The organism is Bifidobacterium sp. 2450, from assembly GCF_041900695.1.
Lineage (GTDB): Bacteria > Actinomycetota > Actinomycetes > Actinomycetales > Bifidobacteriaceae > Bifidobacterium > Bifidobacterium longum.
Window position 1 is genome coordinate 44,861 of record NZ_JBHEEA010000019.1, and the last position, 17,942, is coordinate 62,802.

Annotated in this window: 22 protein-coding genes; 20 read left to right on the plus strand and 2 right to left on the minus strand. The window is 62.1% G+C overall.

Going from position 1 to position 17,942, the window contains the following annotated elements; genetic code table 11:
* The first annotated feature begins 9 nt into the window (after nucleotides 1-9).
* The gene (locus ACEUKI_RS09720; protein ID WP_080786181.1) at nucleotides 10-777 is read left to right on the plus strand and encodes a hypothetical protein; all 768 of its coding nucleotides are present in this window, start codon (nucleotides 10-12) and stop codon (nucleotides 775-777) included.
* Nucleotides 778-844: 67 nt separating this feature from the next.
* Here ACEUKI_RS09720 and ACEUKI_RS09725 read toward each other — a convergent pair whose 3' ends face one another.
* On the minus strand, nucleotides 845-1,048 hold the full coding sequence (locus ACEUKI_RS09725; protein WP_080786182.1) for a hypothetical protein: 204 nt from the start codon (nucleotides 1,046-1,048) through the stop codon (nucleotides 845-847).
* On the minus strand, nucleotides 1,038-1,208 hold the full coding sequence (locus ACEUKI_RS09730; RefSeq protein ID WP_179133653.1) for a hypothetical protein: 171 nt from the start codon (nucleotides 1,206-1,208) through the stop codon (nucleotides 1,038-1,040). The genes ACEUKI_RS09725 and ACEUKI_RS09730 overlap by 11 nt, the downstream gene beginning before the upstream one ends.
* Nucleotides 1,209-2,083: 875 nt before the next feature.
* Here ACEUKI_RS09730 and ACEUKI_RS09735 point away from each other — a divergent pair.
* The 19 genes from ACEUKI_RS09735 to ACEUKI_RS09825 all read left to right on the plus strand — a co-directional run.
* The gene (locus ACEUKI_RS09735) at nucleotides 2,084-2,611 is read left to right on the plus strand and encodes a hypothetical protein (protein ID WP_256867102.1); all 528 of its coding nucleotides are present in this window, start codon (nucleotides 2,084-2,086) and stop codon (nucleotides 2,609-2,611) included.
* Complete coding sequence (locus tag ACEUKI_RS09740; protein ID WP_374156814.1) at nucleotides 2,604-3,728, plus strand: terminase; 1,125 nt, start codon at nucleotides 2,604-2,606, stop codon at nucleotides 3,726-3,728. The genes ACEUKI_RS09735 and ACEUKI_RS09740 overlap by 8 nt, the downstream gene beginning before the upstream one ends.
* Complete coding sequence (locus ACEUKI_RS09745; RefSeq protein WP_080786171.1) at nucleotides 3,715-4,365, plus strand: terminase; 651 nt, start codon at nucleotides 3,715-3,717, stop codon at nucleotides 4,363-4,365. Before ACEUKI_RS09740 ends, ACEUKI_RS09745 begins: the two co-directional genes overlap by 14 nt.
* 2 nt (nucleotides 4,366-4,367) lie before the next feature.
* Nucleotides 4,368-5,861: a phage portal protein gene (locus tag ACEUKI_RS09750; RefSeq protein ID WP_374156815.1), complete on the plus strand. Its 1,494-nt coding sequence runs from the start codon at nucleotides 4,368-4,370 to the stop codon at nucleotides 5,859-5,861.
* A complete protein-coding gene (locus ACEUKI_RS09755; protein WP_374156816.1) occupies nucleotides 5,752-6,963 on the plus strand; it encodes a hypothetical protein in 1,212 nt (403 codons plus the stop codon). The genes ACEUKI_RS09750 and ACEUKI_RS09755 overlap by 110 nt, the downstream gene beginning before the upstream one ends.
* A 23-nt stretch (nucleotides 6,964-6,986) precedes the next feature.
* Entirely contained in the window at nucleotides 6,987-7,601 is a 615-nt protein-coding gene (locus ACEUKI_RS09760; RefSeq protein WP_080786186.1) for a hypothetical protein, read from the plus strand.
* 16 nt (nucleotides 7,602-7,617) lie between these two features.
* A complete protein-coding gene (locus ACEUKI_RS09765) occupies nucleotides 7,618-8,475 on the plus strand; it encodes a P22 phage major capsid protein family protein (protein ID WP_080786187.1) in 858 nt (285 codons plus the stop codon).
* A gap of 67 nt (nucleotides 8,476-8,542) precedes the next feature.
* Nucleotides 8,543-9,127: a hypothetical protein gene (locus tag ACEUKI_RS09770; RefSeq protein ID WP_080786188.1), complete on the plus strand. Its 585-nt coding sequence runs from the start codon at nucleotides 8,543-8,545 to the stop codon at nucleotides 9,125-9,127.
* Complete coding sequence (locus tag ACEUKI_RS09775; protein WP_080786189.1) at nucleotides 9,124-9,546, plus strand: DUF6093 family protein; 423 nt, start codon at nucleotides 9,124-9,126, stop codon at nucleotides 9,544-9,546. The genes ACEUKI_RS09770 and ACEUKI_RS09775 overlap by 4 nt, the downstream gene beginning before the upstream one ends.
* Nucleotide 9,547: 1 nt before the next feature.
* Nucleotides 9,548-9,937, plus strand: a complete 390-nt coding sequence (locus tag ACEUKI_RS09780; RefSeq protein WP_080786155.1) for a hypothetical protein — start codon at nucleotides 9,548-9,550, stop codon at nucleotides 9,935-9,937.
* The gene (locus tag ACEUKI_RS09785; RefSeq protein WP_080786153.1) at nucleotides 9,934-10,350 is read left to right on the plus strand and encodes a transcriptional regulator; all 417 of its coding nucleotides are present in this window, start codon (nucleotides 9,934-9,936) and stop codon (nucleotides 10,348-10,350) included. Before ACEUKI_RS09780 ends, ACEUKI_RS09785 begins: the two co-directional genes overlap by 4 nt.
* Before the next feature lie 72 nt (nucleotides 10,351-10,422).
* On the plus strand, nucleotides 10,423-10,950 hold the full coding sequence (locus tag ACEUKI_RS09790; protein WP_080786154.1) for a hypothetical protein: 528 nt from the start codon (nucleotides 10,423-10,425) through the stop codon (nucleotides 10,948-10,950).
* Nucleotides 10,951-11,048: 98 nt separating this feature from the next.
* The gene (locus tag ACEUKI_RS09795; protein ID WP_080786196.1) at nucleotides 11,049-11,543 is read left to right on the plus strand and encodes a DNA primase; all 495 of its coding nucleotides are present in this window, start codon (nucleotides 11,049-11,051) and stop codon (nucleotides 11,541-11,543) included.
* 71 nt (nucleotides 11,544-11,614) lie between these two features.
* The gene (locus ACEUKI_RS09800) at nucleotides 11,615-11,911 is read left to right on the plus strand and encodes a hypothetical protein (RefSeq protein WP_080786173.1); all 297 of its coding nucleotides are present in this window, start codon (nucleotides 11,615-11,617) and stop codon (nucleotides 11,909-11,911) included.
* A 19-nt stretch (nucleotides 11,912-11,930) separates the two neighbouring features.
* Nucleotides 11,931-15,236 (plus strand): phage tail tape measure protein, encoded by a 3,306-nt coding sequence (locus ACEUKI_RS09805; RefSeq protein ID WP_374156817.1) that lies wholly within the window; start codon nucleotides 11,931-11,933, stop codon nucleotides 15,234-15,236.
* The gene (locus ACEUKI_RS09810; RefSeq protein ID WP_374156818.1) at nucleotides 15,233-16,069 is read left to right on the plus strand and encodes a hypothetical protein; all 837 of its coding nucleotides are present in this window, start codon (nucleotides 15,233-15,235) and stop codon (nucleotides 16,067-16,069) included. The genes ACEUKI_RS09805 and ACEUKI_RS09810 overlap by 4 nt, the downstream gene beginning before the upstream one ends.
* The gene (locus ACEUKI_RS09815; protein ID WP_080786144.1) at nucleotides 16,060-17,043 is read left to right on the plus strand and encodes a hypothetical protein; all 984 of its coding nucleotides are present in this window, start codon (nucleotides 16,060-16,062) and stop codon (nucleotides 17,041-17,043) included. The genes ACEUKI_RS09810 and ACEUKI_RS09815 overlap by 10 nt, the downstream gene beginning before the upstream one ends.
* Nucleotides 17,044-17,055: 12 nt before the next feature.
* Nucleotides 17,056-17,304, plus strand: a complete 249-nt coding sequence (locus tag ACEUKI_RS09820; protein ID WP_080786146.1) for a hypothetical protein — start codon at nucleotides 17,056-17,058, stop codon at nucleotides 17,302-17,304.
* 2 nt (nucleotides 17,305-17,306) lie between these two features.
* Nucleotides 17,307-17,942, plus strand: a 636-nt coding sequence (locus ACEUKI_RS09825; RefSeq protein WP_374156819.1) for a hypothetical protein, incomplete at its 3' end; no start/stop codon positions are given.

A 17,942-nucleotide genomic window follows, 5' to 3' on the forward strand; every position in this document is an offset into this window, starting at 1 on the left:
GGGCTCAGCATGGACTGTCAGAACTGTAGGACGATGACCGAAGAGGGGTATTCAGTGTGCGTGACGTGCGAGCTGCGCTTCGCCGGCACGCTCCTGCGCTTGGCGCGTGATGTCACGCCGTTGCACGACTCATTGGACGCGACACTGCACCCGGGAGGGCATTCGCCCGTCAGAATCCAGACGGCCACTCCCCCGACTCCAATCAGGCTCGACGTGCTCGACCTGATTGACATGCTCGACGCGACGGCCCGTGAACTGTGGCGTTGTCTCGACGGTATCGACGCCCTGGACTGGCGCAAAGACAAACGCAACGAGGATTTGAAGGCCACGCTCATCGCATGCGCCGGACACCCCAAGCTCGCCACCTTCGCGGACGCCTGCCTCTACATGCACATAATCAACAACCTCGCCCGCAAGGTTGACCTCGCGTTGGATCCGCCCGAGCAGCGCAGGGAGATCGGCACCTGCGAACTGTGCGGGACCATGCTCACCGCAGGACAGGCAGACCAGTGGGTCACGTGTCCCGTGTGCGGGAGGGAGCAGCGAGCGCAGACGGTCAAACTGCGCAGACTCAAGACATTGTGCTGGGATGACTCCAAGCGAGGCTCCGCCGCCGACATCGCCAAGGCTTTCACCGGCGCGGGTATCAAGGTCAGTCGCAAGACCATCACCATGTGGGGGCAACGCGACAAGATCTTCCGTCACGCGGATGGATACGCCTACTGCGACGTGTACCGGCTGCTCATCGGACCCGCTGATTTGACAGTTATGGCTTAGTGTTGCCATAATAAGCAGTGGCAGAAGTGTCGAAAAACCCAGCTCAAGTGGCTGGGTTTTCGCATATCTATGCTTTGTTCTTGCGTGGCCGTCCCCCGCCGACACCACGTCCCGGACGTTGGGCGTTCCATCCATCGATGGTCTCAGGCAACCAGCCGCGCGTGCGTCCTATCGTGGCGTCGGGCTCAGGGAGTTTTAGGTTGAGCAGGCCGCCACTGGTGATGCCGAGGCGTTCGGCGACCTGTTTGACGCCGAGGTATTCAGTCGTCATTGTTGCCTTCCTTGCCGTTGATGATTCCGGCCGCAAGGCCCATGATTCCGGCCGCGAGACCGAAGCCGCCAGATACTATCGGGCTGTTGGACAGCGCGCCGCCCAAGGCCATGGCCCCGAACGTCAGGGCCACGATTCCGAAAATCAGTGATGTTCTCATGATGTGTTTCCGATGAGATAGGATTGGTGGGGAGGTTCCGGCTAGCAGGATTAGCCGGAACCTTTTTTACTTCTTGTGCTTCGGTCTCCGTCTAATTGCGATGATTATGGCTATCGCGGCGAGGACGTTGGCGATGATGCCGTTGATGACATCGAACCAATCCTTTGGATTCATCGGTACCTCCTTTCTGCTGACATATCTATAGTAACACAATAACTATAGATATGCAAGCCGAGGACACCAAGACACGCCAACAAACACAATGACTGCGAGGCACACATGAGCTGGCGAGTCTGCTCGACCCCCGGATGCCCGAACCTCATCGAGACACCGGCACGCAAATGCGACGCCTGCACCCGAGCCCAACGGGACCGCACCCGTACCCGAGGCCATAACCCCTACGGCACCAAGGGGCACCAATCATTCCGCAGGCAAGTGCTTGCACGAGACCCATACTGCATGTGCCCCGGCGACTCCGGACGCGGAGGCTGCGGCAAACACCACGGACTCTGCGGCAATCCAAGCACAATCGCAGACCATTACCCATACGAAAGAACCGAACTCATCGACATGCGACTCAACCCCAACGACCCGAAGTTCGGACGAGGCCTATGCAAACAATGCCACGATGTAAAAACCGGCAAAACAAGACCAGCAGGCTTCAACACCAGGCAATAAGCAAACACGCTGTGCATCCCGACAAAAAACAGCCGGCAACACCCCCAGGGGGGGGGTGGGGTGACGACCACCCCGCTTGGACCGCCGGTGAGCTGTCTGCCGGGTGCGCAGGGTTCAAACATCGCTGGCGGGCCGCCGCGAGGGCTGTCTCGTCGATCTGTCGCTAGGGCGCAAGGCCATGACGAGAGGTGAACATCATGCCAAGTGGAGGCAAACGAGTACGCTCCGGGCCGGCCAAGGACCCGAACAGCGAGAAGAGTCGGAGACTCGGATACACATTGCAGAGCCTGCCGAACACCGAGTGCCGGATGAAGCCGCCGGAATGGCCCTTGGAGCCAGCCGATGACGAGCGCGTCCGCAAACTTGAGGCGGAGAAGTGGAAGTGGCTGTGGAAGCTGCCTCAGGCACGCGCCTGGCATCTGCCCCAGTTCAAGTGGATGATTCACGAACTGGCGTTGTACGCGCGGCTTTCCACCGCATGCGAGAGCGTGCCGGCACCCACGGCGTTGACCGTGCTGCTGCGCATCTCCGACCGCGTCGGCATGAGCGTGGCCGGATTGCAGGCGTTGGGCTGGAAAATCGAGGCCGAGGCCGAGCGGAAGCCAGTCGATTCGGAGTTCACGCGCCGCAGGGCCAAGGAGCTGAATCAGGAATCAGCCGCCGAACGCTCTCCCATGGACGAGACGAGGCATGTGTACCAGCGTCGGATGAGCGGCAATGGCTGACGAGGATTCATGGCTCATCGACTTCCCCACGTTGGGGCATCTGGTGTGCGCATGGATCGAACGCCATTGCCGACAGCCGGACGGCCCGTTGCGAGGCCGTCCGGTGGTGCTGTCCGACTGGCAGTACTGGCTGGCGGCGAACCGTTGGCGTATCCGCGAGGACGCTCCCTATGTGCCGCCCGAGGAAGTCACCGTCGACAACCCGATGGTGCTCAACCAGGCATTCGAATACCGCATGACGCTGACCGTCGGACCGCAGAAATGGGGCAAGGGGCCATGCACGGCGTTCTTCACCGCCGCCGAGGGCTGCGGGCCCACCATCTTCGATGGCTGGGCGCGAGAAGGCGACGTGTACCGTTGCGCTGACAACGGTTGTCTGTGCGGCTGGGAGTGGCCGTACAATCCGGGTGAGCCGAAAGGCCGTCGGCATCCGTCGCCGCTTATCCAGTTGACGGCGAATTCCGAGGAGCAGGTGCGTAACATCTACCGTCCTCTCGTGGCGACGATCCTGCTGGGCCCGCTCAAGGAGCGCATGCGCGTGAGGGACACCTTCATACGTATTTTGCAGCCGGGGCGCGAGGGCGAGGCCGACGCCTTGGACTTGGATCGCATCGACGTGGTGACCGCCTCGGCGAAATCCCGTCTGGGCAATCCGATCACGGACGCCGAACAGGACGAGGCCGGCCTGTACACGAAATCGAACGGCATGATAGCGGTCGCCACCACGCAGCGTCGAGGAGCCGCCGGTATGGGCGGCCGCACGCATGCGTGGACGAACTCGTGGGATCCGGGCGAGGACAGTTACGCGCAGCAGGTGTTCGAGAACGCCGAGGACGACGTGTTCGTGTTCTATCGGAACCCCGATCTGGCGAAATCATTGCGTCACCGCGACGGCCGGCCGTTGGACTTCAATCTGAAATCCGAACGCTTGAAGATGCTCGAATACGTGTATCGCGGCTCCCCGTGGGTCGATCTGAATTCCATCGAATCGGAGGCCAAGGCGCTGATGAAGACCGACCCGACCCAGGCGGAACGGTTCTTCGGGAACCGTCTGGTGCAGGGCGGCGGCGCATGGCTCGAAGACGGACTGTGGGAGAGCTGCTATGCCGGCGCATGAACTCTGGTTGCCGAACCCGCCAAAAGGCACGCGCGTGTGCGCGGGCTTCGACGGTTCGGAGAACGACGACTGGACATGCATCAAGATGGAGACCCTCGACGGGCTGATATTCACCCCCCGATACGGGCCAGACCAGCGTGCGACCATCTGGAACCCGAAGCAGTGGGGCGGGCGCATCCCCCGCGCCGAGGTATCCGCAGCATGGGCGGAACTCAACGACCGCTACAAGATAGAACGCGCCTACTGCGATCCCGGCTTCCGCGACGAACTGTCGTGGGAGTCGGAGATAGAGGCATGGGATCGCGCCTACGGGCCGAAGAAATTCATGCCATGGAGCATGTCGGGCAGCTCCCGCATCGGAGCCGTCTACGAGGCGCTTCGCCGCTTCGAGGCCGACCTGACCACGCACAGGATCACACAGGACGGGTGCCCTATCACCCGCACCCACATGATGAACGCGCGAAAGGTCGCCAAGACCTTGGAACGCTACGGATTGGCGAAACCACAGCAGAACAGGAAGATAGACGCCGCCGTGACCAGCGTGCTCGCCCACGAAGCCGCATGCGACGCGCGAGCCGCCGGCTGGGGCGCTCGCAAACACAATTACATGCTTACCGGATCATCGACCAGGAGGTGACGATGGAATACAGCCAGCAGGAACTGTCCGCATTGGCGAACCGACTGGCCGATAAGATCCAGTTCCGTCGACCCAGCATCGGCACCCACACCGATTACGTCTTGGGCAAACGCGGCAAGCTGAAGTTTGCGTCCAAGGAATTCAAACGCTACATGAGCGACCGGTTCTCCGACTTCTCCGACAACTGGTGCCTCCCCGTGGCGCAGGCCCCAGTGGAACGCATCAAGTTCAAGGGTTTCGTCCCTTATGATGACGTGCGGCTCGGCACCGGCATCATGAAATGCCTCGATCGCAACGACTTTGAACGCGGACTGCAGGAAGCCGCGCTGATGATGACCACCACGGGCCGCGCGTTCGCCTTGGTCACGCAGGTCGACGGCAGGGCCCGCATCACGTTCGAGCACCCGGACAGCGCCGCAGTCATCTACGATGCGCGCACCGGCCAGCCGTCAGCCGGGTTCCTCATCCAGCAGGGCGACGACAAGGAGTACGGCACCCTCATGCTGCCCGGCTGGACGGTCAGCATGGAACGCAAGAAGATGCTCGATCTGACCGACCAGCGCGTGCCGCCCGACGTGTACGGCTGGAAGATGAATGACCCTCAGCCCACTGGTCTGGACACGATTCCCCTGCGCGAGTTCCGCAACCAGATGCTATTGGACAATGCGCCGATCAGCGACATCGCGCACGTCGAATCGATGCAGGACACGGTCAACGTCGTATGGGCCTACCTGCTGAACGCGTTGGACTACGCCTCACTGCCGGCACGAGTCATCCTCGGCGGAGACCCGCTCGTCGAGCCCGTCTACAACGAGGAGGGCCAGCAGGTCGGCGAGAAGCCCATCGAACTCGACAAGCAGGTGCTGGAGCGCATCTACCAGTTCACCGGCGACAACGTGAACCTGGGCGAATGGTCAAGCTCGAACCTGAACGTGTTCATCCCGGTCATCGAAAAAGCGGTGGAGCATATCGCCGCCGAAACACGCACCCCCGGCCATTACCTGCTGACGAACGCGGAGGTTCCGGCCACCGGATACGAGGTCGCCGAAGCCGGCCTCGTATCCAAGACCATCGAACGCATCAGCTTCCTGAAATCCCCCATCCGCGACATCTGCAGCATCGCCATGCGCTACGAGAACGACGCGGATGAGGCGGACATCATCGCCGAATCCAAGGTGCAGTTCGCCACCCCGCAGTATCGCAGCGAAACCCTGATGGCGGACGCGATGCTCAAGTACAAGCAGCTCGGCTTCCCGGTCCAATGGGTCGCGGAGCAGATGGGGCAAAGCTCGGACGAGGTGCAGCGCATCATGCGCATGCGCGCCGACGAGATGGCCGACCCCGAACTCGAATCGTTGAACCGTGCCCTGCAGATCGGAGGCGCTGATGGCGGTCGAATCGCAGGTGCTGGCCTACAGTCAGAAACGGCTGGCGACGTTGGAGCTGGCGGCGGACAGGGCCGCACGCAGAACATGGAACAGGGTCGACGCCAATAACATCCAGGCGTCGTGGAAGTCGATAAGCCGCGACTTCCTCGCCCTGTTCTCCACGATTCAAACCAGGTCGGCGGAGACGGCCATCGACGCGAGCGGCATGATGCTCGCCGAACAGGGCGTGTACGTCACTCCCCATGCTTTGGCCAACCCGAACGCCTTCGCGGGCTGGGCACCGTCCGGTCTCGACATCGCATCCTACTTCCAATCCCCCGTGTTCGCCGCCCTGCACGCGATACGCACCGGCAGCTCGCCGTTGGAGGCGTTGGAGTACGGGCGCAACCTGCTGGTCATGCTTACCTCTCTGGCGGTCATGGACACCGCCCGTCAGGCGGAGTCACTGGACATCACCAGCCGGCCCAAGGTCGGCTACGTGCGCGTCGAGTCCGCCACCTGCTGCGACAGGTGCATGCTGTTGGCCGGCAAGTGGTTCCGCTTCAACGAGGGGTTCCTGCGCCACCCGCACTGCCACGGCCGCCACGTGCCCTGCAGCCAGGGCATGGCCAAGCAACAGGGGTGGATCAGCGACCCCATGGAGGGTTTCAAAAGTCTCTCCCGTGAGGAGCAGGACAAGCGCTTCGGAGCGAATTACGCGCAGGCCATCCGAGACGGTGCGGACATCTACCAGGTCGTCAACTCGAAACGCGGCATGCAAAGGGTGGGCAAAGGCTATACGGCGTTGACCACCAGCGAGGGCACCACCCGATACGGGTGGGCCAGCATGCAATACGCTCAGCAGTCCGGCCGGAGGATGAAACGCCGCCTGTCCATCGACGGCATCTACTCGCTGACCGGAGGCGACCGGGAGAAGACCATCGCCGCGTTGAAGGCCAACGGCTACTACGTGGACAACGACTGGCGCGGCAAGGTGCCCGAGATCCGCAAAAGCATGTGGCTGCACGACAACACGTACCGGCAGGGGCGCGTCGAACTGTTGACCGCCGCCGAGAAGCGAGTGCGGACCGCGAAGCTCCGCTACGAGGCCGTATTGGAGGGGCGCAACCCCAACGACGGGCGCATGCCCCTCACCCCCGAAATCGCGGCACAGTGCGAACGCGAATACCGCCGATGGCTCACGTCCGGCGGCCAGATTTTCCAGCAATGATCCAGCGAATCGAAAGGAAGAACATGGATCCCGCAAACCAGAACCAGCAGACAGGCGACAACGAGTCCAAGAAGCCGGAGAACACCGGCGGCGAGGATTGGCAGTCGAAGTTCGAAGGACAGCGGAAAGTCAACCGCGACCTCGAAAAGAAACTGAACGAAGCCTACGCCAAGGCCGACAAGGTAGACGAACTCGAAAAGCAGATCGCCGCCCTGCAGGGCAAGGAAGCCGAATACGAAGCAGCCCGTAAGGAGCAGGCCGTCAAGGACGAGGCCCTTGCCGCCGCCAACCAGCGCATCCTCAAGGCCGAAGTCCGCGCCGCAGCCAGCGGCAAGCTCACCGACCCGGCCGACGCCCTGCGCTACCTCGACCTGTCCAAATTCACCGTCACGGATGACGGAAGCGTGGACACGCAGGCCATCGCCGACTCCATCGGCGAACTGCTGGAACAGAAACCTTATCTCGGGAAAGCCGAGCAAGCACCCTCGGGTGCGAACATCACGCCGCCCAGCGGAACACGGGACGGCGACCGCCATCAGGGTCAGCTCACCCGAGACGACCTGAAAACCATGAGCCCCGCAGAAATCGTCAAAGCCCAACAGGACGGGCGACTGAAGGACCTGCTCGGAGCCAACTAACGGAAGGAGGCCTTAAATGGCCATCACCAATTTCATTCCCGAACTCTGGAGCGCCAACATCCTGCTGGAACTCCAGAAGAACCTCGTCTACGGTTCCGCCGTGAACCGCGACTACGAGGGCGACATCGCCAACTACGGCGACACCGTGCACATCACCGGCATCGCGCACATCAGCATCGGCGACTACACGGCCCACACCGACATCACCATCGAACCGGCCACCGACAAGGACGCCGGCGAACTCGTCATCAACCAGAGCAAGTACTTCGCGTTCGAAATCGACGACGTGGAGAAGCGCCAGGCCATGAACAACCTGACCGCCGCATATTCCCGGGACGCAGCCTACAAGCTGCGCGACCTGACCGACCAGTACCTGGCCGGCCTGATGGCAGCAGGCGCGAAGAGCACGCTCGACCCGATTTCCGGCGCCACCGCCACCAAGGCGTACGACACCATCGTGGATCTGGCCACCGCATTGGATAAGCAGAACGTGCCAGACGCGGGCCGTTGGGTCATCGTCAACCCGGACTTCTATGGCCTGCTACGCAAGGACACCCGTTTCGTCGCTGGCGCCGAGTCCGCTCATTCCACGCTGCTCAACGGAGTCGTCGGCGAGGCCGCGGGCATGACCATCCTCAAGTCCAACAACGCTCCCGCAGCCAAGGGCGGCTCTTCCTCGGCTCAGACCGATGAGGGCAACGTCATCATCGCTGGCACCAACGCGGCCACCACGTTCGCGGAGCAGATCGCCAAGGTCGAGGCCACCCGCAAGGAGAAGGGCTTTGACGACATCGTCAAGGGCCTGCACCTGTACGGCGCGAAGGTCGTGCGCCCCGAAGCGCTGGCCACCGTACACTTCAAGGTGGGCAAGTGATGGCCGGCAGCTATGAGGCCATGCCCTACGCGGGCGAAGCCGAATAACCGCATAGGGGGGGTGACTCATGGACACGCTGGCAACGATCAAGGACCTTGATTCCTACGGCATCGAATACGCGGACGAAAAGCTCGCGGACAAGCTGCTCGAATCGGTTTCCGCCGCGGTGCGCGACGCCGCAGGCTGCCCCATCACACGCGGCGAATACACGGTGACCATCCCCGGCGAGACCTCACGCAGGCTCGACCTGCCCATGCGCCCCGTGATTTCCGTGAACCGCGTGCTCGTGGACGGTGAGGAGACCGGGGATTGGAAGCTGCTCGGCAACGCCCTGTACAGGGAAAGCCTGTGGAGCCTGCCGAACATGGTTCCCCGTTCCGTCGCCGTCACCATGCTCGCCGGCTACGATCCGGTTCCTCCGGACATCGTGCGCCTCGTGTGCAGCATGGTCTCAGCCGGACTCGTCCAGCAGTCGAACGGCGGCCCCGGCGCTCACCGCGACGAATCGTACGCGCGAATCGATGACGTGCAGATCGGCTACCGTCAGGGCGACTCCGAGATCATCGACGCGCTCGAACTGCCGGAGGGTACGAAACGTGCTCTCCGCAACAGGTTCGGTTTGCGTGGCGTCGCCATAGGGGTGTTCCGATGAACGTGCAGCACATCCTCAATCGAGGCCGACAGCTCGCCGAATCGTTGATGACCGACCAATGCCGCGTCACGCGCATGGGCAAACCGGCCACCGACCCCGAAACGGGACTGGTGGAACCGGCTGCGAAGACCGTGTATGAGGGCCGTTGCAAGGTGCAGACCTCCGGCGGCTTGGCCGCCGAGAACACGGAGGGCGGCATCGTCGAAGCCCTCGGCGCTGTCACCCCCGTGTGGAGCATGTACATGCACTTCCCCTACGGCACCACGGGATTGTTGCCGGGCGACGTGTGCGAGATAACCGAAGCCAATGACCCGAACCTCAGGGGCAGGAAGCTCCGGTTGTTGAACATGCAGTCCGAGAAGTCGCATGCGACCGCATGCCGGTGGAACGTGAAGGAGGTGGGCAACAGCAATGAGTGACGTGACAATCGACGCTTCGGAGCTGACCGCGTTCGGCCGTAGGGTCGCCGCCGCGCATGCCATGGCTTCGGCCAAGGTCGCGCAGGCGGTGAAAAAAGGTGCGCAGAACGTCAAGGAAGGCATCATCTCCGACCTGCAGACATCATCGAACCACGCGATCAGCCGTATCGGCATCGGCTACGAGCTGGGCAGCACCGGCACCACCATCTACGCGGACGTGAGCCCGCGCGACGGCGGAGCTTCCGATCTGGCCAACATCGCGTTCTTCGGCACCGCGAAAGGTGGCGGAACCCACTGGTTCTACCAGTTCGCCGAACAGGAGCTTCCCACGCTCGCCGAATACGTGGGCGACGCGGCCGACGACATGCTGATAGGAGCCATCGGATTATGAGCGTCATGGACCTGACCAATGCGGTGCTCGACCTGCTGCCCTCCATGCCGTCCGGCGTGAAGGTCTACCGGCAGGAGGAGCCGTTGGAGTCGGAGATGCCGCCGTGGATCATCGCGCGCGTCTCCACCGACCGTCACCTGTCCACGGAGTCGATGCGGTTCGCCGCCCACTCCGCGCTCCTGGAGGTTCGCGCCGTCAGCACCACCGTCGACAGCGTGAACATCTGGTGTGACGACATGCTGATTCCCGCGTTGGCGAACCGCTCCCCCACCCGGCCGCCGGGCTACACGGTCGGCCAGCTCACCCTGTACGAGGATTCCGGCGCGTATGCGGCCGGATTGACCGCCGATGACACCGCGCGCCGCTACCAGGTGCGCGTCTTGAGGTTCCGCTTCACGTGGAGTCGACCATAATCAACCAATCATTTACCAAAAGTCTTCAACGCCATCCCATACGGGACGGCTTTTTGTTTTAAGGAGCACATCGTGACCATGAAACTGGGTACAGAGATTCCCGGCACCAGCGCCGAGGGCAACATCACCACACTATGGGTGCCGATGATCAAGGACATCAAGGCCCCCACCATGGTCGAGCTGGAAGCCGGCACCGACATCTCGAACTACGTCATGCTCGGCGGCTGGAGCTTCGACCCGTCGCAGGACACCGTATCCGACCAGCGCGAGAACACCGTGCAGGACTTCGGGGCCCCCGGCCGCAAGAGCGCCGGCGACATCAGCCTCGAGGTCATCGACAACACGAACACGGAGCACGAGGCCCAGAACGAGGCCGTCACACTCATGCACGAGGGTGCCTCCGGCTATATCGTGCGTCGTCGCGGCATGGCCACCGACGCGCCATTGGCCTCCGGTCAGAAGCTCACCGTCGTGAGCGTGAAGTGCGGCGAGAAGAAGGTCATCAACCCGGATGCGAACACCATGATCCGCAGCCAGATCCCGTTGTTCGCCCAGGCTCCCGGCTGGGAGTCCGAGACCGCCGTGCTGACCGCAGCCTGACAGTTCTTCCGTGCGGGGGCTCTAAGCCTTTCTGGCCCCGCACGGTCATTCTCTCTTCTCTCGCAGAAAGGTTTTCAGATTTGCAGAAAGGAATAATCATGGCTTTGGAAGTGAAGCGCAAGCGCGTGGACGTCGACCTCATATTGGATCAGGAGAAGGCCGAACAGGTCGCCGCATTGGGAGCCGACTTGGAGCGCGCCATGGCGCAGCATGTGACCGAGGGCGGCAACGCCGCCGCCAAACGCATCGCCGAACAGATCGACAGGCTGCGCGGCGAGGTGAAGGACGACACCGTCCGCATCACCTTGGAGGCGCTGCCGCTCTCCCAGTGGCGTCAGGTGCTCGAGGCGAACACCGTCACCGAGAACGGCATGCCGAAGCAGCGCATCGAGGACATCTGCGCCGACGCCATCAAACTCATGGTCAGGAAGACCATGCCGGAAACCCCGGTGGATGAGCTGGCCAACGTCATGACCGAACTGTCCGACGGGCAGATTAGCCCGGTCTGGTACGCGATCCGTGATCTGAATGCGAAGCTCATCGACCCAAAAGACGCACTCGAATCAGCCTCGCGGATAATCCGCAGACGGTAAGGGAACTGCGAATCTGCCAGAAGCTCGGCATCAGCTACAAACGGTGGCTCGGCTGGGAACCGTCGTATCGAGTGGAAAGGGACGGGCATAAGCGCATCACAGGCTACACGCCGGAAACCGAATGGGATGCGACCGAACGCGAATGGATGCTCGCGCTCGACGAATACGAGCGCACGCTGTGCCCGCGCTGCGGTATGCCCGTCAGCATATGCCACGACGAGCTAGCCCCCACCAAATACGCGAGCGATGTCGGCGTCTGCCAGATCGACCTGATGCGCCGCATCGGACTCGAAGAATACCGCAAGGACCATTCCACGGAATCCGCCACGAAACTTGACTCACTGACCGTGGGCATCAACCCACGATGATCCGACAGGAGGATATGCCATGGCCGGTGGCCTGAACCGCAACATCATCGTCCGCCTGCTCGCGGACACCAGCAATTTCACCGCCGGCATGGCCAAGGTGTCCGGCGAAAGCCAGAAGACCGCGACCACCATGGAAGCCGCCGGAGGCAAATCGAAGCTCATCACCACCGGCATAGCGGCGGCCGGTGTCGCCGCCACCGCACTGGGCGTGGCTGCCATCAAGATGGCAGCGGATTTCGACGCCAGCATGTCAACGGTGCAGGCCAACACCGGAGCCAGCGCCGACGAGATGAATCAGCTTCGTCAGGCTGCCATCGACGCCGGAGCCGACACCATATACTCGGCCACCGAATCCGCCGACGCCATCAACGAACTCGGCAAAGCCGGCCTCAGCACGTCGGATATTCTCTCCGGCGGTTTGAGCGGCGCGTTGAATCTCGCCGCGTCCGACGGCATGGCCGTCGGCGACGCCGCCGAACTCATGGCCACCACCCTCAAGCAGTTCAATTTGACGGGTGTTCAATCCTCCCAGGTGGCCGACGCGCTGGCAGCCGGCGCAGGCAAGGCCGTGGGCTCCGCCCATGACCTCGGCCTCGCGTTGAATCAGGCCGGCATGGTGTCCCATTCGTTCGGCATCAGCATGCAGGAGACCACCGGCACGCTCGCCGCATTCGCCGACAGCGGCATGATCGGCTCGGATGCCGGCACATCGCTGAAGACCATGCTCATCAGCCTCGCCAACCCGAGCACGAAGGCCACGAACCTCATGAAGGAACTCGGCATCAACGCCTACGACGCGCAAGGTAACTTCATCGGCCTGAGCGGCTTGGCGGGCGTGCTCAAGGACAAGCTGAGCGGACTGTCCCAGGAGCAGCGTAATCAGGCGTTGGCCACGATCTTCGGCACCGACGCCATCCGAGCCGCGAACGTGCTCTACGAGCAGGGCGCGGAAGGCATCGACGACTGGACGAAAGCCGTCAGCGAATCCGGATTCGCAGCCGAACAGGCCGCAGCAAAAAACAACAACCTCAAAGGCGACCTTGAGAATCTGAGTGGCTCGTTCGAATCCCTCATGATTTCTTTGGGCGAGGGAGGTCAGGGGCCGCTGCGCTCGCTCGTGCAGACACTCGACACGCTGGTTGATGGTTTTTCCTCGCTGCCAGCGCCAGTGCAGCAGTCCATCGTGCTGCTCACCGCCCTGGTCGGAGGTTTCACCGCCCTGCACTCCGTCATGGGGCCATTGAACACCAGCAGCTCGCAGACGGCACGGAACTTCGGCCTGATGCTCGACCCGTTCCAGCGAGGCATCACCGCCATGCCACTGCTCAAGGAAGGCATCATCCAACTTGGCACCTCCATGCTTGGCACATCAACCAACGCCGGCACACTTACCAACGGACTGACACGAGGCCAGACCGCGATGAACGGCATGAAAAGCATCGGCAGCGGGCTGTTCGCCGCCTTGGGCGGACCATGGGGGATCGCGCTGACAGTCGCAGGCGCGCTGCTGGTAGGCTTCGCCCAATCCGCACAGGACGCTAAAGCCAACATCAAAGAATTCTCCAGCGCAATCGACCAGTCCGGGAATGCCGTCGAAACACTCATTAAGAAAATCGCCAGCGGCGAGGACAAAACATGGGACTTCGGAGACAAGTTCGCCACCGGCTTAGGCTCTCTTGGAGAAGCACTCGACAAAGCCGGCATCGAATACAGCACGTTCGCAAAGGCCGTCAACGGATCCAAGGAAGCGCAAAAACTGTTCAACGAACAGCTGAAAAACGCCGAAAACAACATGTCCATCATGGAGACAGACAGTATTCGGGACAGTTACGACAAGCTTTCCAATCAGGTCAGCAAAGCCAAGGAACAGGTCAGCAAAACCAACACGGAAGTTGCCAAGGCGAAGGCCAGCGGAGACGCGGCCGCCGAAGGCGTCAACAACTACGCCGACAGTGCAGACAACGCCACCACAAGCGCCGAAGACCTCTCCGACGCCATTGACGATCTGGTGAAAGGCTTCCTCAGCCTGCCGGGAGTGCAGTTGTCCGCGGATCAGGCCGTCACCCAATTCAATCAGGGCATCCTCGACCTTAACGAGAATATCGCGAAGAACGGCCGAGTGCTCGATGACAACGGCAACGCTCTGGCGGGCTATGAGTCCCAAGCGTATGACAGCCAGTCCGCTCTGCAGGGGCTTGCGTCCACCGCGCAGAGCACGGCGCAGAAGATCATCGAGGAAGGTCAGGCCCACGGCGACGCCGCTGCTGCTACCCAGCAGGCGGGCGATATCCTCGAACGGGCACGTCAGGCGTACATCGACAACGCGACCGCCGCCGGCATGAGCGCCGACGCGGCCGAATCCCAGGCCGACCGATACGGGTTGGCCCGTGACCAGGCGGATGTACTGCGTCAAGGCATCGAGGGGCTGAGCAATACCGCCGCCAAGGGCATCGATCTGAAAATCAAGATCACCGATGATGCCAGCAAGGCGCTCGATGACGTGAAGTTGAAGGCCGAGAAAATCGATGACAAGACCGTGCGCATCAGCGGCGACAACACCGACCTGATGCAGAAGATCGCGGAAGCCACCGGTGCCACCATCGACCCGAAAACCGGCAAACTCGATCTGGACAAGACCCAGTTCGACTATGCGATGGCCATCGCCGCAGGTGCCACCATCGACCCGAAAACCGGGTTGCTGCAGGGGGACAACAGCGGCATGCTGGCCAAGGTGGCCGAAGCGAACGGCTGGACCATCGATAAGAAAACCGGCTACATCTATGCAAACGACGATCAGGCCATCGGAGTGATCCAAGACCTAGACAATCGGCAAATCGCGGACAAGTATTTCACGATCCATGGTAGTTATGTCGATGATTCCGGCGGCACGTATTCGTCCAGCGGTTATCGTCCGAAGGGCGCGACCGGCAACATCCCCACCAGCAAGACCGGTGGCCTGTTCGCCGGTTACGGGGTTTCGATGCGCGGCTACGCCACTGGCGGCCGTGTCATCGAGGGCCTCCTGCCAGGCAAGGCGAGCATCACTGGCGGCGACAACATCACGTTGGCGAACGCGCGAGTCAAGAGCGGCGAATTCGTGTCCAACGTGAAATCCGTCGCATATTATGGCGCCGACACATACGCGGCCATGAACCGCCGGCAGATACCCAAGGAATCGTTCTCCGGCCGGGAGGTCGACGTGAGCGGCGTCATCGAGGAGATACGCGCCTTCCGCGAGCAGATCGGCCCCATCATCAGCGCGTATGCCCCGCAACTCAGCAGACGTGACTTCCAACGGCTCACCAAGGAGGTTTTGCGCACATGATGCACACGCTCACCTACACGTCAAACCGCGCCGGAACCGTGATTGATCTCGCCGACCCGGAGGGAATCATGTGCGGCCAGATCACGGAGCTGCGCACCCGCGCATGGGAGTTCGAGCTCGGCTACCGGTCATTGCGGGCCACGCGGCCCGCGAAGACCGTCAAGGTCACCGGGCTCGTCTACGGTATCCCGGCGCTCGAAAAGGCCGAGGAACTGTTCGACGCGGATATGTACGCCTACCTCGACGATGCTGCGAAACCTGGCGTCATTACAGTGGACGGATGGTCGCAGACCTGCCTCGTGGTCGGCCACACACCCGACTACACGTCACCCGCGCTCGTGCGCGGCGATTTCACGGTCGCGTTGCTTGACGGGGTGTGGCACAAACCGGTCAAGCAGAGCTTCAGCCGGTCAACGGCCCGCTACAACAGGGGCAAGGACTACCCCTACGACTATCGCTACGATTACGCGCCGACACGCAACGTCAGCAGCATCGACAACCAATCCGCCCTGCCCTCGCGCATGAGGCTCACCATTTACGGGCCGGTCTCTACGCCGAGCATCATCATCGGCGGCAACAAGGTGATAGCCGACGTGAGCGTCCCATCCGGCGGCTACCTCATCATCGACGGCACCGGCTCACCCCGCACGGCCGTGATGGTCGCCGCCAACGGCGACATCACCAACGTGTTCGACAAAACGCATCGCGACCAGGCCTCCAACGAATACGCGTTCGCCACCCTCCCGCCGGGACTGCAGCAGCTCTCATGGGACGAATCGTTCGGGTTCGACGTGGAGTACTGGTTGGAGCAGACGGGACTGCCATGGACCTGATCTGGACCAACACCGCTCACGTGCCGCAGGGCGAACTCGTCTCCCCCGCACTCGACATGCAGTATGGTGACGAGCAGAATGATTTCGAGCTCACTCACTCCACCCCCGGACTGCTGCTCTCCGACGGCTGCTACATCGGGGCGGAAGGCACCGAGTTCGGAGGCCGCGTCGACGCGGTGCGTATCACCGTGGATGACGGGCATGCCCTGTATACGCTCACCGGCCGCACATGGCACGGCTTGCTCGCAGGCAAGATCATCCAACCCGACCCCGGCACCGACCGGCTCACGGTCTCCGGCGACGCCAACAGCATCATCCGCACGATAATCAGCCGGATCGGACTATCCACGGTGTTCGAAGCGCCATCGGAAGCGAGCGGCATCACCCTCAGCAACTATTCGTTCCGCCGGTACATTACCGCGTGGGACGGGCTGCGCATGATGCTTGCCGCGCAGGGAGCCAGACTCGACCTGACCTACGCCGCTGGACGCTGCCGGATTCGCGCGGTCGCCGCTGACACGTACGGCGACGCGGACAGCGACCAGCGCATCAGTTTCGAGGCGAAACGCATCTGGACCCAAGTCAACCACCTCACGGGCTTGGGCAAAGGCCAGCTGCGCAACAGGGCGCGCAGCGACTGGTATGCGGATGCGTCCGGCAACATCTCCCAGACCCAGACCCTGACCGGCGACCGGGAGATAGCTCAGACCTACGAGCTCACATCCTCCGAAGGCATCGAATTGTCCGACCAGACCAGGGACAAGCTCAAGGACATGTGGAAACAGGGCACTGTCGATTTGACGATCCCCGAGAATCTTGGCCTGCATATCGACGACCATGTGCGCGCCTACGATGCGCTGACCGGTGTCAGCGTGGACAGTCCCATCGTGCGCATCACCGTCAAACTCGCCGACGGCACACCAACCATCCAATACGAAGCCGGCCAATACAGTTGGCCCGACGAACAAGACTAAAGGAGCAGCATCATGCCGAAACAGCCCAACATCACCCTCTACTCCTGTGATCGGCCTTCGTGTGTCAACAAAGAATACGTGTTGCCCAACGCGACGGCCAGCCCCGACTGGCACGAGGTCACGCGCGTCGACCGCAACGGCAACCAGAGGAAGATCCTGTTTTGCGAATCCGACTACCAGCAGTACCTACAGTTGGCCGAAAACCAGGACAAGGATTATGACCTCTGGCTCAACAAGCTCCTCAACGCGGAAGGCAAGTGATTATGGCACCCAACCTGCTCGTAACCGGCTCGCACGGCGGCGACGATCCGCACGTGGAATCGAAGCATGACGCGCTCATGCACGCCGCCATGCTCGGCCGAAGCGGATACATTTTGAAAACCCGGAATTGGACGGAAAAACCGACGGCGAAGGATGCGAACAACATTACCATCCCCGCATGGGACCTCGTGGTCGAGGGCCGGCAGATCTACATCGCCGCACCGACCGACGTGAACATCCAATCCGGCTCGCAAGGGCAAAAACGACGCGATCTCATCGTGGCCCGGTACTCGCTGAACTCAGACACCGGCGTGGAGACGGTCACCCTCGAAGCCATCAAGGGCAAGCCCAGCGCGGACACGCCCGCGGATCCGGGCATCGAGACCGGCAGCATCATCGGCGGGGCCATCGTCTCCGACCTGCCACTCTGCCGCGTCAACCTCGACGGCATCACCATCACATCGATTGACACGCTGGTCAATGTCCTCCACCCCCTAGAGGACGTGTGGGATTCCCTAACCCAGCGCATCCGCTTCGACCGTTCCGGCACCTCGAGCGCCAATGACGAGATGCACCTGTCGGGCGCGATACTGCCGGGCAGCCCGGCTATCGCGGTCATCAGCATCGTATGGGTCAAC

What these genes read in the sequence shown, in the direction of transcription:
- ACEUKI_RS09755 (WP_374156816.1), top strand. Translation starts at nt 5,752, where the DNA reads ATGGCGGTCGAATCGCAGGTGCTGGCCTACAGTCAGAAACGGCTGGCG.
- ACEUKI_RS09795 (WP_080786196.1), top strand. Translation starts at nt 11,049, where the DNA reads ATGGCTTTGGAAGTGAAGCGCAAGCGCGTGGACGTCGACCTCATATTG.
- ACEUKI_RS09740 (WP_374156814.1), top strand. Translation starts at nt 2,604, where the DNA reads ATGGCTGACGAGGATTCATGGCTCATCGACTTCCCCACGTTGGGGCAT.
- ACEUKI_RS09730 (WP_179133653.1), bottom strand. Translation starts at nt 1,208, where the DNA reads ATGAGAACATCACTGATTTTCGGAATCGTGGCCCTGACGTTCGGGGCC.
- ACEUKI_RS09810 (WP_374156818.1), top strand. Translation starts at nt 15,233, where the DNA reads ATGATGCACACGCTCACCTACACGTCAAACCGCGCCGGAACCGTGATT.
- ACEUKI_RS09760 (WP_080786186.1), top strand. Translation starts at nt 6,987, where the DNA reads ATGGATCCCGCAAACCAGAACCAGCAGACAGGCGACAACGAGTCCAAG.
- ACEUKI_RS09770 (WP_080786188.1), top strand. Translation starts at nt 8,543, where the DNA reads ATGGACACGCTGGCAACGATCAAGGACCTTGATTCCTACGGCATCGAA.
- ACEUKI_RS09745 (WP_080786171.1), top strand. Translation starts at nt 3,715, where the DNA reads ATGCCGGCGCATGAACTCTGGTTGCCGAACCCGCCAAAAGGCACGCGC.
- ACEUKI_RS09785 (WP_080786153.1), top strand. Translation starts at nt 9,934, where the DNA reads ATGAGCGTCATGGACCTGACCAATGCGGTGCTCGACCTGCTGCCCTCC.
- ACEUKI_RS09820 (WP_080786146.1), top strand. Translation starts at nt 17,056, where the DNA reads ATGCCGAAACAGCCCAACATCACCCTCTACTCCTGTGATCGGCCTTCG.
- ACEUKI_RS09750 (WP_374156815.1), top strand. Translation starts at nt 4,368, where the DNA reads ATGGAATACAGCCAGCAGGAACTGTCCGCATTGGCGAACCGACTGGCC.
- ACEUKI_RS09805 (WP_374156817.1), top strand. Translation starts at nt 11,931, where the DNA reads ATGGCCGGTGGCCTGAACCGCAACATCATCGTCCGCCTGCTCGCGGAC.
- ACEUKI_RS09815 (WP_080786144.1), top strand. Translation starts at nt 16,060, where the DNA reads ATGGACCTGATCTGGACCAACACCGCTCACGTGCCGCAGGGCGAACTC.
- ACEUKI_RS09725 (WP_080786182.1), bottom strand. Translation starts at nt 1,048, where the DNA reads ATGACGACTGAATACCTCGGCGTCAAACAGGTCGCCGAACGCCTCGGC.
- ACEUKI_RS09720 (WP_080786181.1), top strand. Translation starts at nt 10, where the DNA reads ATGGACTGTCAGAACTGTAGGACGATGACCGAAGAGGGGTATTCAGTG.
- ACEUKI_RS09765 (WP_080786187.1), top strand. Translation starts at nt 7,618, where the DNA reads ATGGCCATCACCAATTTCATTCCCGAACTCTGGAGCGCCAACATCCTG.
- ACEUKI_RS09775 (WP_080786189.1), top strand. Translation starts at nt 9,124, where the DNA reads ATGAACGTGCAGCACATCCTCAATCGAGGCCGACAGCTCGCCGAATCG.
- ACEUKI_RS09735 (WP_256867102.1), top strand. Translation starts at nt 2,084, where the DNA reads ATGCCAAGTGGAGGCAAACGAGTACGCTCCGGGCCGGCCAAGGACCCG.